Source organism: Erwinia rhapontici (genome assembly GCF_012271765.1).
In the GTDB taxonomy this organism is placed as follows: domain Bacteria; phylum Pseudomonadota; class Gammaproteobacteria; order Enterobacterales; family Enterobacteriaceae; genus Erwinia; species Erwinia rhapontici.
In genome coordinates this window covers 564551-578290 of the sequence record NZ_VRKO01000016.1, presented here as the reverse complement: position 1 = coordinate 578290, position 13740 = coordinate 564551, and the positions used below count along the sequence as shown (strand labels likewise).

The following is a 13740-nucleotide window of genomic DNA, read 5'->3' as shown; positions in this document are numbered from 1 at the left end:
TACCCGAAAGCCCGTCACTGGAGCAGTGTATTATGTCAAAAAAAAACGAACTCCCGGATAGCGGCCACCTTTCCTCACCTGCCAACACTAAAGTTGATGCACTTGACCCCTTTCGCAAGAGCGGAAAAAATCAGCCCCTGACCACCAATCAGGGCACGCGGATCGCGGATGACCAGAATTCACTGCGCGCAGGGACTCGAGGCCCAACCCTGCTCGAAGACTTCATTCTGCGCGAAAAAATCACCCATTTTGACCATGAGCGAATTCCGGAAAGGGTTGTTCATGCGCGCGGTTCGGCTGCACATGGTTATTTCCAGCCCTACCGTGATATGAGTGATATCACTAAAGCCAGTTTTCTGACCTCACCTGATACTGTTACCCCCGTTTTTGTCCGTTTCTCAACGGTTCAGGGCGGTGCGGGTTCAGCCGATACCGTGCGCGATATTCGCGGTTTCGCCACCAAGTTTTATACCGATGAAGGTGTCTTCGACTTAGTGGGTAACAATACCCCGGTTTTCTTCATTCAGGATGCGCACAAATTCCCTGACTTTGTCCATGCAGTGAAGCCCGAACCGCATAATGAAATGCCGCAAGGCGGTAGCGCTCATGACAGTTTCTGGGATTATGTCTCGCTTCAGCCCGAGACCCTGCACAATGTTATGTGGGCAATGTCCGACCGTGGCATCCCGCGCAGCTATCGCACTATGGAAGGTTTTGGTATTCACACCTTCCGCTTTATCAATGCCGCAGGTCACGCCACCTTTGTGCGTTTTCACTGGAAACCGGTGGCAGGTAAAGCGTCACTGCTATGGGATGAATCCCAGAAACTCAGCGGCCGCGATCCGGATTTCCATCGTCGTGATCTGTGGGAGTCTATTGAGGCCGGTGATTTCCCTGAGTACGAACTGGGCGTACAGCTGGTAGAAGAGAGCGATGAGTTTGCTTTTGATTTTGATCTGCTGGATGCCACCAAGCTGATCCCTGAAGAACTGGTCCCCGTAGAGCTGATTGGCAAGATGGTACTGAACCGTAACCCGGATAACTTCTTCGCCGAAACTGAACAGGTCGCCTTCCATCCAGGCCATATCGTTCCTGGCATGGACTTCACCAATGACCCGTTGCTTCAGGGACGCCTTTTTTCTTACACCGATACGCAAATCAGTCGTCTTGGTGGGCCTAACTTCCACGAAATTCCCATCAATCGCCCGGTGTGTCCTTATCACAACTTTCAGCGTCAGGGTATGCATCGCATGGATATCGATACCAACCCGGCCAACTACGAACCTAACTCGATTAATGACAACTGGCCGAGGGAAACCCCTCCTGCGGCTCAGCGGGGTGGATTCGAAAGCTACCAGGAACGCATTGAGGGTCATAAAGTCCGTGAGCGCAGCCCCACATTTGATGAGCATTACTCTCAGCCACGGCTGTTCTGGCTCAGCCAGATGCCCGTAGAACAGCAGCACATTATTGAAGCCTTCTCCTTTGAATTAAGTAAGGTGAGCCGTAGTGCTATCCGCGAACGCGTGGTGGATCAGCTGACGCATATTGATATCTCTCTCGCCACCGGTGTGGCTGAACATCTGGGTGTGACGCTGTCCGATGAGCAGATGCAGACCGCCCCTCCTAAGGACATTAATGGTCTGAAAAAAGATGCCAGCCTGAGCCTTTATGCTGTTCCCAGCGGCAATATCAAAGGCCGGCAGGTTGCTCTGCTTGTCAGCGATGGCGTTGATGCTGCTGATACGCTGGCTATTTTTCTGGCACTTAAACAACATGGCGTACATGCAAAACTGCTGGCGGCGCACATGGGCGAGGTAACCGCCAGCGATGGTTCCTCACTTCCCGTGGATGGCACCTTTAGCGCGTTGCCCTCACTCGCTTTTGATGCTGTCATCGTTCCGGATGGCAATATCGATGCGCTGCTGCTGCGCGGCGATGCGTGCTATTTCCTTCTGGAGGCTTATAAACACCTGAAAGTGATCGGTCTGAGTGGAGATGCACGGCGCTTTGCGGCGCACTTTGGTCTGACTGACGACGAACAGGAGGAAGGCATTATTACGGAAAGCAAAGCGGAAGGTAAATTAATGAGCGATTTTGTCGCGGCACTGGCGATGCACCGCATCTGGTCACGCAGCCAGAAAGCATTAAGTGTTCCGGCATAAACGACAGAAGAAAACTCCGTATAAAAAAAGGCCACCGAAGTGGCCTCTTTTTATTCAGACAATCTGCTACTGATTAACCTGAGGATCGGTATCGTACTCTTTACAGCTCTGGAAGCCGTAGTTCATTACGCGACCGGTGTCAGCGTAGCTAACGAAGTAGGTTTGCTGCTTGCCGTCACGTTCACCCAACACATAGGTCTGGCACGTACCACGCGCATGTACCATCGTAATTTCGGTTGATGGTGGGCCGGCAATATCACGAACCTGCTGACGCGTCATACCTTTTTTCACATCCTGTACGACTGGTTTCGTCGCATAGCTTTCAGCGCGGTCGTAAGCTGTACAACCAGATAACACAGCCAGTGCTACTGCGGCACCTATCAATCCCGTCATTTTACGCATTTATTCTTCCTCGTGTCTTATCCGTGTAACGTTAAGCCTGGAATAGAAATACAGATTTTTCAACTTTTTGGCGTCAAATTATTATCAGTTACCTCCGTAGGGTGCTTATAATCTACAGATTGAGAATGAACATTCGCACTGACTATCCTGATCTGCGTCATCCGCGTTTACAGGACCGTTTTACCTGACAGTGGAGCACCAGTGAGCCTGCAAACAGAAGCCCGTGATGCCCGCCATCGTCTGCGCCAGGATGAAATCATTATCGCCGCCCGTCGCTGTTTCCGTCAGCATGGTTTTCATGCCGCCAGTATGGCGCAACTGGCCACTGAAGCGCAGTTGAGTGTCGGCCAGATTTATCGTTATTTCACCAATAAAGATGCGATTATCCAGGAAATCGTGAAGCGAATTATTGACTCCCGTGTGCAGGAGATGCTCGCCACCAGCAGCAATATTCATCTGGCAAGGATGCTGGCATGGCGTGAAGCTCAGGATGAAGATGATGAAGCGCTGATGGTGGAAGTGGCTGCCGAAGCCACCCGTAACCCGCGCGTGGCACAAATGATAGCTGATGCTGATGAGCGCATGTTCAGCCATGCCTGTCAGAAAGTTGCCCGCCTGCATCCCGAATTCAGTGCCGAACGGGTTCGGGCCAGCGTCGAGATCCTCGCCGTGATGGTTGAAGGCACCTCTTATCGTCGGCTGACACCGCAAAAAGCCTCACCCGAGCGCCTCTACACCTTATATCAACACATTAACGACCTTCTTTTTAAATCAGAGGAATCATGACACCTGTACACCCCAAACGTCTTGGCTATGCCATCACGCTCGGACTGCTGGCGGCCCTGGGCCCGCTTTGCATCGACCTCTATCTGCCCGCTCTGCCAGAGTTGGCCACGGACCTGAACACCCCAACGGCCACTGCCCAGCTGAGCCTGACCGCCGGGTTGCTTGGCCTCGGTCTTGGGCAGCTGTTTTTTGGCCCCTTGAGTGATAAATATGGCCGCATTCGTCCTTTGCTGCTGTCACTGGTATTGCTGCTGGTGGCATCGATCGGCTGTGCGCTGGCGCAGGATATCCACCAGCTTCTGCTGGCACGCCTGTTTGAAGGATTGTCCGGCGCCGGCGGCGCGGTTCTGTCACGTGCTATCGCTCGCGATATGTATAGCGGGCACGAGTTAACCCGCTTCTTCGCCCTGTTGATGCTGGTGAACGGACTGGCCCCGATTGCCGCCCCGGTGATGGGTGGCGCACTGATGGCCTTCCTCGACTGGCGGGGCCTGTTTATGGTCATCGCACTCATCGCACTGCTGCTGTTTATTCTGGCACGTATCAAGCTGCATGAAACTCTGCCCCCGGAACGACGTAGCGAGGGCAGTATCTTCTCTGCGTGGGCCGCCTTAGGTCAGGTGGTCACTCATCGTCCGTTTATGGGATTCTGCCTGACTCAGGGCTTTATGATGTCCGGCATGTTCGCTTACATCGGCGCCTCCCCTTTCGTGTTGCAACAAGTCTACCAACTGTCGCCGCAGGCCTTCAGTTTATGTTTTGCTGCGAACGGTGTCGGCCTGATAATTGCATCACAGGTCAGTGCCCGTCTCTGCCCGCTTTGGGGTGAATACCGGGTGCTGAAAGGTGGTCTGACACTGGCGTTTATCTCATCCAGTAGTTTGCTGCTGGCAGGTTTAAGCGGCGCGGCTCTGCCGCTGGTGCTGGTTGCGCTGTTCTTTAGCGTGGCCAGTAACGGGGTCATTTCCGTCACCGCGTCATCGCTGGCGATGCAAAGCCAGGGTCACCGGGCGGGCAGCGCCTCAGCGGTGATTGGCGTCACCATGTTTACCCTGGGCGGCATCAGCGTGCCGGTAACTGGCATTGGCGGCACATCGGTACTGACCATGACCGCCACCATATTCGGTTGCTATATGCTGGCCATATTGATGTTTACCCTGCTGGCAGTGAAACCGAAAAACGCCTGATATATCAGCGTGTGGCGCGAATAAGTATTTGTTGTTTCGCGCCATGCAGGTTAGCTTTAACAGACAAAAATGCATCTGGCCGCCGTCTGTCGGCGCTGAATCTGAGGAGAGGTCAATGGCTTTGCAACAGGACATTATCAAGGCGCTGGGCGTCAAACCCACTATTGATGCCCGTGAAGAAGTTCGCACCAGCGTAGAGTTTCTCAAGTCGTATCTGAAAACCTATCCGTTCCTGAAAACGCTCGTGCTGGGGATCAGCGGCGGTCAGGACTCTACGTTAACCGGAAAACTGTGCCAGACCGCCATCAACGAACTGCGTGACGAAACCGGCGATACGACTTACCAGTTTATCGCCGTACGTCTGCCGCACGGCATTCAGGCTGACGAGCAAGATTGCCAGGATGCGATTACGTTTATCCAGCCAGACCGCGTACTGACGGTTAACATCAAGGCGGCGGTGCAGGCCAGCGAGCAGGCACTGCGCGAGGCAGGTATTACGCTGTCTGATTTTATTCGTGGTAATGAGAAAGCCCGTGAGCGTATGAAAGCTCAGTACAGCATCGCGGGTATGACAGCAGGTGTGGTGGTCGGTACCGATCATGCTGCCGAAGCGGTCACTGGATTTTTCACCAAGTATGGCGATGGCGGTACGGACATTAACCCGATTTTCCGTCTCAACAAAGGCCAGGGAAAACAGCTATTGAAAGCGCTGGGTTGCCCGGAACATCTCTATCTGAAACAGCCTACGGCCGACCTGGAAGATGACCGTCCAGGTTTGCAGGATGAAGTCGCGCTGGGCGTGACCTATGAGATGATCGATCGTTATCTTCAAGGCGAAACGATCGATGCCAGCGCGGCGAAAACCATTGAAAGCTGGTATCTGAAAACGGAGCATAAACGTCGCCCACCGATTACCGTCTTCGACGATTTCTGGAAGAAATAACCCTCAGCGGGGCGGCATCCTGCCACCCCGCTGCTTTTTCATCCCTGCATTCACTGCTACACTGTACAAGTAACCAGTAAGTGGAGTCGTGAGTGACAAAAAAAATAGCCAGCCGTCGCCCTGTTTTCGAGGCAGAAACCCTCTACCAATACCCCGAGCAACTCCGTCCGTGGCTTTCCAGTCTCCCCGCCCTGCCCGGTGTGTATACCTTCCACGGCGAAAGCGACAGACTGCCGCTCTATATCGGCAAAAGTGTCAATATCCGCAGCCGCGTGCTGTCGCACCTGCGCACCCCAGCCGAGGCAAGAATGCTGTATCAGGCCAGGCGCATCAGTTTTATTCCTACCGCCGGAGAGATGGGCGCTCTGTTGCTGGAAGCACAGATGATCAAGCTACAGCAACCGCTGTTTAATAAGCGCCTGCGCAAAAACCGCCAGCTCTGCGCACTGCAAATCCGTGAGGGTCGGCCCGACGTAGTCTATGCCAAAGAGGTCGATTTTTCCCATACATCGAATCTGTTTGGTCTGTATGCACATCGCCGCGCTGCGCTGGCTACGCTGCAGAAGATCGCCGATGAACAACAGCTCTGTTACGGCCTGCTGGGTCTGGAGCCGTTAAGCAAAGGACGAGCCTGCTTTCGTTTTGCCCTGAAGCGCTGTGCAGGTGCCTGCTGCGGTAAAGAGCCACCCGAGGAACATCAGCAGCGTTTACTGGCCGCGCTGGAAGCCGTACGGCTTCAGTGCTGGCCATGGCCTGGCGCAGTGGCGGTGATTGAAGAGGGAGAGATGCAAAAGCAGATACATGTGATCAATAACTGGCTGTATCTGGGATCGGTCAGCGAACTGGAAGACGCCGTCGCACTGTGCAAAACGCCGCCAGGATTTGACAGCGATGGCTACAAAATCCTTTGCAAACCGCTGCTCTCGGGCAAACTGCCCGTGATCCCCCTGCCCCTGTAAACAAAACCGCCGACGCTGACCACCGCCATTCAGGCAAGGTGGGCAACGTCGGCGGTCTCCAATCTATGTCAGCGAGGTTTAGTCGTCTGCAGGAAGCATTTTACCTTCATGCTGTGGTTTTTCTGTCAGACGTTTCTCAAAATTCTGATTAAACTGTTTTTTCTGCTCAGGAGTCAGCACGTTATACAGTTTGTTCTGCGTTTCCAGCATCGACAGTGCGCGCGCTTTGCCGTTCGCCGACATCTCCGTTGCCTGGGCTTCCGCTTTAGTCCGGTCGAAGCTGTCTGCTGCGATAATGCTGTGTATCGCACGACGCTCTTCCAGGGAAGGACGCTCCATCTCTTTGTGCGACTCTTTCATAATGGTGCGCATCTGTTGTTTCTGCGCATCCGTCAAATTCAGCCCCTTGAACATTTCATGCATACCGCCATGGCGTGGTGGCTTATGCATCATCGGTTTTTCAGCGCCCGCTGGCGGGGGGGTTAAGGTATCCGCTGCGGCATGAACGATACCAGCAGTACCCAAGGCCAGTGTAGCGGCTACAACGAAAGAAGATAATTTACGCATAATATTGTCCTTATATTTCAGTCTGTGGCAATTCAGTTGTCGTGATGTCGAAAGCAAGTTTACGACGCTGAACGTCAAGTACTCAGAGGCAGAGTAAAGCCGTGAAAGCATAAAAGACAATCTATCGCCAATCATGGAGACAATGCGAAGGATTCGGTGAGGAATTGCAAAAGAGTATGAATTTACGGGGATTTATGCAGAGATTATGGAGAAGTGTAATACGGAAGGCAGAATAGCGGAAGGAAAAAGTTAGCGTCTTTACCTGTTACTGTGCAATGAACCACACCAGCAGAGCGCAATAAAAGTGCGACCGTGGTCCGGCCGCATTCTATCGCATTCCCTTAGGGTAACGTCGATCCCAGCGCCTCGTTATGCGCACTGTCTTCCACCAGCATCAGCCCGGCGCGTAAGCCCGTGGCGACAGCAGGGTTCGGGAACAGAACAAATTCCCGCGCCTGCTGGACGTAATAGCGCTTATCGCCATCTTCCGCCAACAGCGCCCCCTGCGGGAAAGCGGTGAAGTTCAGCGTCTCAGGACTCATATGTAATACAAATTTTTCGGAAAGCCGGGTAATTTGCTGTGACACGCGATAGCGGCGTGGCGGCTCTGCCACCTCAGGTAATGCGCCGCCGCTGATCAATGCGTGCAGCGCCTGCGCAGAAGCCGCAAACTGGCTCAGATCGTTCTCACCGAAGGGTAACGCTTTACCCAGTTCCAGCGTACAGCTGGCAGCCTGGAAATGCTGATTACTGTAATGCGTAAACGTCCCGCCCGGTGCCCGGTGAAACACCAGTGCATCCAGTCCGGCAGCGGCCAGCCAGTCCATAAAGGTTTCAGGCCACGGCGTCTCACGCAGCGGCATCACACCGAAACGGGTGTGATACGAACCACGGATTGCCGTGTGCATGTCGATATGCCAGCGCACCTCTTCATATTCACCCGCCTGCCAGAAGTTTTCCATTGCCTGCTCCAGCCGCCAGGCACGACGCGCTTCGGGGCAATCCTCATACTGCTGCCAGCGGCCGCCAAACATGCGGTTCATGTCGCCGTGCAGATAACGCTTATTCTGGCGCAGCGCAGCCGGATTGCCGTAAATCACCAGCAAGCGGGTTAACAGCGGCTGCTCACCACGCAACAGCGGCTCGAGAAGCTGCTCGAGGATCTCTACGGGGGCCGTTTCATTACCATGAATGCCCGCGGAGACCACCAGCGCCATCGACACCGTCTCATTCGGCGTCAGTTCAAGAATACCCACGTCAATCCAGCGCCAGCTCAGATGCGCATTCTGCCCTTCCGAATGCGCAGGGCTGTGCCCGTTGAGGGTTAATGTGAGGAAATCCTGCATCGATACTCCTTAGAATAATCGCCGTTCAGCCCTGACAGGCCGGAGAAGATCTCCGGCCCTGCGATCATCGCTTTACTGCTGAAAACGGTACACATTGCCTAAGTTTAGCAGCTTCGTCAGCTCTTCGAGTGCTTCGCGTCCTTCGCGCAGCAAATGAGGGTCGGCAAGGTCAGCCTGCGACAGCCGATCGCGGTAGTGACGCTCCACCCAGGCATTGAGGGTCGCGAATAACCGATCGTTCATCATGACCGCCGGATTAACTGCCGCCTGCTGCTGTGCATTCAGCACCACACGCAGTCGCAAACAGGCCGGGCCGCCGCCGTTGCACATACTTTCACGCAGGTCGAACACCTTCAGTTCATCAATCACGCCGCCGCTGGCCGCCAGCTCCGTCAGATATGACCAGACGCCGGCATGACGCCGTGCTTCATCAGGCAGCACCAGTAACATCTTGCCATCGTCCTTACTTAACAGCTGGCTGTTAAACAGATAGGTTGCCACCGCATCCGCCACACTGACGCGCTCGCCAGGCACTTCAATCGCGATAAATCCTGGTATTTTTTCGGCCAGTTCAGCCAGCAGCTGCGGCTGGTGTAAGAACGCCTGCTGATGGCAAAACAGCGCGTGCTGGTTGCTGACCGCAATCACGTCGTTATGAAACACGCCCTGATCGATCACCACCGGATTCTGCTGGGCAAACACCGTGCGCGCCGCATCAAGCTGATGCAGGCGGCTTACCGCTTCGCTGGCTTCACGCGTCTGACGCGCCGGGTAGCGCGTTGGAGCCTCGCCACCGTTCAGCTCGGCACGACCATAGACAAACATCTGCACACCGGCCTCACCATAACCCCGGCTAAAGCGGTTATGATTTGCCGCCCCTTCGTCACCGAACATTGCCACCTGAGGTAAAGCATCGTGCACGCTGAAGTGCTCAGGATCGCGGAAGATAGCCCGCAGCAGCGCGCCTGTCGTTGGCGCTTCCATGGCGCGGTGGAATTTATTATTCAGGTTCGCCACGGTGAGGTGCACGCGACCATCGGCGCTGTCGGCTGATGGCGAAACCGTGGCAGCATTAGCCACCCACATCGCTGAGGCGGAACTGGCGGCAGACAGCAGGGCCGGATTCTGTTTGGCCGCCTGCGCCAGCACCTGTTCATCGCTGCCGCTGAAGCCAATCTGGCGCAACGCCGCAATATTGGGGCGCTCATGCGGTGGGATCACGCCCTGGGCAAAGCCCATATCGGCCAGGGCTTTCATCTTCATCAACCCCTGCAACGCCGCCAACTTCGGGTTGGAGACCTGGTGCTGATAACGCGTTGAGGCCTCATTACCAAACGACAGTCCCGCGTAATGATGCGTCAGACCCGGTAAACCATCGAAATTCACTTCACGGGCGCTCATGGCGTTTCTCCCTGTGCACTAAAATCCAGACCCGGTGACAGGCTGGCGGGCAGCGTTAAGTCAGGCGATTCCAGTGACGCCATCGGCCATGCGCAGTAATCCGCAGCATACCAGGCGCTGGCACGATGGTTACCTGAGGCACCCACTCCGCCAAACGGTGCTGTACTCGCCGCCCCGGTCAGCGGTTTGTTCCAGTTCACAATCCCTGCGCGTGCTTCGATCAACAGGCGTTCAAATTTGTCGCGCTGCGGCGAAATCAACCCGCATGCCAGCCCGTAGCGGGTGTGATTAGCGAGTCGGATTGCGCGGTCAAAATCGTCATAGCGAATCACCGCCAGCAGCGGACCAAAGACTTCTTCATCCGGCAAATTTTGCAGCCCGGTCACATCAATAATTCCCGGTGTCAGAATGGCACTGCTGCGATCCGGCCACTGCATCGGCAGCAACACCCTGCCCCCCGCATCAATACGTGCCTGCCACTCGCTGAAGATCTTCTCTGCCGCCGGGATTGAGATCACACTGCCCATAAAAGGCTGAGGCTCATCGTTCCAGCGACCGGTACGAATTTTTGCCGCCACCGCCACCAGACGGTCGAGGAACGCATCCCCGGCGGCGCCACGTTTCACCAGCAGACGACGTGCGCAGGTACAGCGCTGTCCGGCACTGATAAAGGCCGACTGAATGGCAATATGCACAGCGGCATCGATATCATCGGGATCTTCAACGATCAACGGGTTATTGCCGCCCATCTCCAGCGCCAGCATTTTTTCCGGCTGTCCGGCCAGCTGGCGGTGCAGCTGATAACCGGTTGCAGCGCTGCCGGTAAACAGGACACCGTCCACCTGAGGTTCCTGCGCCAGCGCCTGTCCGGTCTCTCGGCCGCCCTGCACCAGATTAAACACGCCGCCCGGCAGCCCGGCACTCAGCCATAATTTTCCCGTCAGCTCAGCCGTCATCGGTGTCAGCTCGCTGGGTTTGAATACCACGCAGTTGCCCGCCAGCAAGGCGGGAACGATATGACCATTGGGCAGATGACCCGGGAAGTTATACGGGCCAAAGACCGCCATCACCCCGTGCGGACGGTGGCGCAGCGAACTTTCGCCTTCCGCCTGTTCACCGGTGCGGGCATGCCAGGCGCGCAGCGAAATCGCCACTTTATTGATCATCGCCTGCACTTCTGTCTGCGTTTCCCAGCGCGGTTTTCCGGTTTCACGCGAGATGGTTTCACTCAGTTCAACTTTGTTTTTTTCCAGCAACACGGCAAATTTCTCCGCGATGGCCTGGCGCTCAGAGAACGGGCGGCGTGCCCAGGCCGGAAAAGCGGCACGTGCCGCTTCACAGGCCGAGGTCACCTGTGCGGCCGTTGCGGCTTTACCCTGCCATAACAGTTCACCGCTGACCGGATCGATTTTACTGACGTTATCACCACCACCGGTCAGCCACTGACCATTAATACAGTGCGTCATGCTTTTTTCTCCTCACGACTAAGGGTAACCACCCGCAGGTTATCACCCGGCTGGCACCCTAAAATGTCGGCCTGAGCGGCCGTAATACGGATGGTGTCACCCTGCGGATCGGCAGGCAGCAACATCACACGGAACTGTTGATAGTTTTCATTGGACACCAGGCACAGCGGCAGCGCGTCATCTTGCTCCTCACTGAACAAAGCCGTCTGCAAACGGCTTTTTCGGATCGCGCGGACGCGATCAATGTCGCACTCCAGCGTCGGGCCGCCGTCGAAAATATCGACGTAATTCTGGAAGTGAAAACCTTCGGCTTCCAGCACGGCACGCGCAGGCGCAGTATGCGGATGGACATGCCCAATCACGGACTTTGCCTCATCCGACAGGTAATCGATATACAGCGGATGCTTCGGCATCAGCTCGGCAATAAAGGCTTTTTGCCCGGTGCCGCACAGATAGTCAGCATCGGAAAATGACATCGAGAAGAAGCGACTGCCCACGCTGTCCCAGAAGGGCGATTGCCCCTGTTCATCAATCACACCCCGCATTTCGGCCACCACTTTCTGCATAAAGTGCTGGCGGAATCCGGCCATAAACAGAAAGCGTGATTTTGATAGCAGATAGCCGTTTTTCCCGTTTCGGTAATCCGGGTCAAGAAACAGTGTGCACAGTTCGCTGCTGCCCGTGTGGTCGTTGCTTAACGACAGCGTGGGCAACATATTGTAAACATTCAGCTCTTTCGAGGCGTGCACCTGAGTACCGACGCGAAAGTTGTACCACGGGTCCTGCAGACCCACCGCCACTTCAATGGCGCAGATACCCACGGCCTTTTTGCTCTCACTGTCTGCCAGTACAAATACGTATCCCTGTTCTGCACGCGGCAGTTTTCTCTGCCAGGTTAAAAGTGAACGATCGATACGTGCTGATAGCGTGTCACTGTCAGCAGGCAGCGAGGTCAACCCCCCGCCGGTTTTCCCGGCGAGGTACATTAACTGCGCCAGATCGTCTCGTTCAACGGGACGAATATACATCATGCGCGGGCTCCTTCAGTGACGGCGAGGCAGGCACGTTCAAAGCGCGCCAGCCCCTCCTCAACTTCCTGCCGGGTGATGATCAGCGACGGAGCAAAACGCACCACGCTGGCACCCGCGATTAACACCATCAGCCCTTCACGTGCGGCAGCCTGATTAATCAGTTTCGCCTTGCCGCTGTAGTCCTGATTAAGCACACAGCCAATTAACAGCCCCAGTCCGCGGATTTCACTGAACAGCTGCAAGCGCTGGTTGATGGCATTCAGTCCATCAACAAACCACCGATGGCGTTCTGCCACGCCTGCCAGCACTTCCGGGCGATTGATCAGTTCCATCACCTTGCCACCCACTGCGCCTGCCAATGGGTTGCCGCCGTAGGTGGTGCCATGACTGCCCACATTCAGGTGCTCAGCCAGAGTTTCCGTCGTCAGCATCGCACCAATCGGGAAACCGCCGCCCAGTGCTTTTGCGGTGCTCAGCACATCCGGTGTGACGCCATAATGCATATAGGCATACAGCGATCCGGTTCGGCCCACCCCGGTCTGGACTTCATCGAAAATCAGCAGCGCACCGTGTTTATCACACAGTTCGCGCAGACCACGCAGGAAGGCCGGCTCGGCGGGAACCACACCGCCCTCACCCTGAATCGGCTCGACAATCACTGCACAGGTCTGGTCGTTAATCAACGCAGCAGCCGATGCCAGATCGTTGTACACCGCGTGCTGAATGCCCTGCGGCAGCGGTGCAAAATCTTTCGAGTAGGCCGGCTGGCCCCCCGCGGAAACCGTAAACAGCGTGCGCCCATGAAACGCATTGTTAAATGCCACAATACCGCTTTTCTGCGAGTGGCCATGATCCATCGCCACCTTACGCGCCAGCTTCAGTGCCGCTTCATTCGCTTCCGCACCGGAGTTACAAAAGAACGCCCTGTCGGCAAACGTGGCATCAATAAGCTGTTTGGCCAGCCGCAGAATGGGTTCATTGGTGTAACCATTCCCGGTATGCCACAACAGTGCTGCCTGCTGCTGTAACGCAAGCTGCAAGTCGGGATGCGCATGGCCGAGGGCATTGACCGCAATACCGCCGGCAAAGTCGATATATGACTTCCCTTCCTGATCCCACAGTGTCGAACCTTCTGCTTTTACCGGAACAAAGCTGGCCGGGGCATAGGTGGGAACAATCCATTGATCAAAGTTTTCACGGGTCACTGACGGTTGCATATCGGCCTCGTTTTGCACATTCCCCGCCTCAGGCAGGGTGAATTAAAAGTTTAAAAAATGTTAATGAGATGATTCATTGCAGCTCTACTGTAGATTGCACGCCGCGTGCCATCCAGAGAAAAAAATGCATAAACCGTTCTCAATCACCAAATATCAATGAGTTACATCATTAGCCTATTCATTGTTAATGCATAGAAAGTGAATAACAATCTGAACAACCTGCCTTTACAGCACAATAAAAAGCAGAATTATGCAGTGGTAAAATAAAAT

At 55.1% G+C, this 13740-nt stretch carries 11 protein-coding genes and 1 pseudogene; 5 read left to right on the top strand and 7 right to left on the bottom strand.

Annotated features, from left to right (window positions below):
* Nucleotides 1–11: 11 nt before the first annotated feature.
* Nucleotides 12–2165, top strand: a pseudogene (katE, locus tag FVB43_RS19640) (catalase HPII); the annotation flags it as partial.
* Between the two features lie 66 nt (nt 2166–2231).
* Here katE and osmE read toward each other — a convergent pair.
* Nucleotides 2232–2567 (bottom strand): osmotically-inducible lipoprotein OsmE, encoded by a 336-nt coding sequence (gene osmE / locus FVB43_RS19635; RefSeq protein ID WP_133845331.1) that lies wholly within the window; start codon nt 2565–2567, stop codon nt 2232–2234.
* Between the two features lie 201 nt (nt 2568–2768).
* Here osmE and FVB43_RS19630 point away from each other — a divergent pair, with 201 nt between their 5' ends.
* The 4 genes from FVB43_RS19630 to cho all read left to right on the top strand — a co-directional run bounded on the left by FVB43_RS19630 (nt 2769) and on the right by cho (nt 6442).
* Nucleotides 2769–3353, top strand: coding sequence for a TetR/AcrR family transcriptional regulator (locus FVB43_RS19630; RefSeq protein WP_159337224.1), 585 nt, complete (start codon nt 2769–2771; stop codon nt 3351–3353).
* Nucleotides 3350–4540 carry a multidrug effflux MFS transporter gene (locus FVB43_RS19625; RefSeq protein ID WP_167864590.1) on the top strand — a complete coding sequence of 397 codons (1191 nt, stop codon included), beginning with the start codon at nt 3350–3352 and terminating at the stop codon, nt 4538–4540. The genes FVB43_RS19630 and FVB43_RS19625 overlap by 4 nt, the downstream gene beginning before the upstream one ends.
* A gap of 115 nt (nt 4541–4655) precedes the next feature.
* Nucleotides 4656–5483: an ammonia-dependent NAD(+) synthetase gene (nadE, locus tag FVB43_RS19620; RefSeq protein WP_133845336.1), complete on the top strand. Its 828-nt coding sequence runs from the start codon at nt 4656–4658 to the stop codon at nt 5481–5483.
* 92 nt (nt 5484–5575) lie between these two features.
* Nucleotides 5576–6442, top strand: coding sequence for an excinuclease Cho (gene cho / locus FVB43_RS19615; RefSeq protein WP_133845338.1), 867 nt, complete (start codon nt 5576–5578; stop codon nt 6440–6442).
* A gap of 78 nt (nt 6443–6520) precedes the next feature.
* On the opposite strand, the gene spy is transcribed toward cho, so the two are convergent.
* The 6 genes from spy to FVB43_RS19585 form a co-directional block, all read right to left on the bottom strand.
* Nucleotides 6521–7009, bottom strand: coding sequence for an ATP-independent periplasmic protein-refolding chaperone Spy (gene spy / locus FVB43_RS19610; RefSeq protein ID WP_167864589.1), 489 nt, complete (start codon nt 7007–7009; stop codon nt 6521–6523).
* Between the two features lie 341 nt (nt 7010–7350).
* Nucleotides 7351–8355, bottom strand: a complete 1005-nt coding sequence (astE, locus tag FVB43_RS19605; protein ID WP_133845342.1) for a succinylglutamate desuccinylase — start codon at nt 8353–8355, stop codon at nt 7351–7353.
* Between the two features lie 72 nt (nt 8356–8427).
* Entirely contained in the window at nt 8428–9756 is a 1329-nt protein-coding gene (gene astB / locus FVB43_RS19600; RefSeq protein ID WP_167864588.1) for an N-succinylarginine dihydrolase, read from the bottom strand.
* A complete protein-coding gene (gene astD, locus FVB43_RS19595; protein ID WP_133845346.1) occupies nt 9753–11222 on the bottom strand; it encodes a succinylglutamate-semialdehyde dehydrogenase in 1470 nt (489 codons plus the stop codon). The genes astB and astD overlap by 4 nt, the downstream gene beginning before the upstream one ends.
* The gene (gene astA / locus FVB43_RS19590) at nt 11219–12253 is read right to left on the bottom strand and encodes an arginine N-succinyltransferase (RefSeq protein WP_167864587.1); all 1035 of its coding nucleotides are present in this window, start codon (nt 12251–12253) and stop codon (nt 11219–11221) included. Before astA ends, astD begins: the two co-directional genes overlap by 4 nt.
* Nucleotides 12250–13470: an aspartate aminotransferase family protein gene (locus tag FVB43_RS19585; RefSeq protein WP_133845473.1), complete on the bottom strand. Its 1221-nt coding sequence runs from the start codon at nt 13468–13470 to the stop codon at nt 12250–12252. Before FVB43_RS19585 ends, astA begins: the two co-directional genes overlap by 4 nt.
* Between the last annotated feature and the right edge of the window lie 270 nt (nt 13471–13740).

Bases quoted from the DNA above. Each gene is read 5' to 3' on its own strand.
- FVB43_RS19585 (WP_133845473.1), bottom strand. From the start codon at position 13,470: ATGCAACCGTCAGTGACCCGTGAAAACTTTGATCAATGGATTGTTCCC.
- nadE (WP_133845336.1), top strand. From the start codon at position 4,656: ATGGCTTTGCAACAGGACATTATCAAGGCGCTGGGCGTCAAACCCACT.
- spy (WP_167864589.1), bottom strand. From the start codon at position 7,009: ATGCGTAAATTATCTTCTTTCGTTGTAGCCGCTACACTGGCCTTGGGT.
- astA (WP_167864587.1), bottom strand. From the start codon at position 12,253: ATGATGTATATTCGTCCCGTTGAACGAGACGATCTGGCGCAGTTAATG.
- osmE (WP_133845331.1), bottom strand. From the start codon at position 2,567: ATGCGTAAAATGACGGGATTGATAGGTGCCGCAGTAGCACTGGCTGTG.
- astD (WP_133845346.1), bottom strand. From the start codon at position 11,222: ATGACGCACTGTATTAATGGTCAGTGGCTGACCGGTGGTGGTGATAAC.
- FVB43_RS19625 (WP_167864590.1), top strand. From the start codon at position 3,350: ATGACACCTGTACACCCCAAACGTCTTGGCTATGCCATCACGCTCGGA.
- astE (WP_133845342.1), bottom strand. From the start codon at position 8,355: ATGCAGGATTTCCTCACATTAACCCTCAACGGGCACAGCCCTGCGCAT.
- astB (WP_167864588.1), bottom strand. From the start codon at position 9,756: ATGAGCGCCCGTGAAGTGAATTTCGATGGTTTACCGGGTCTGACGCAT.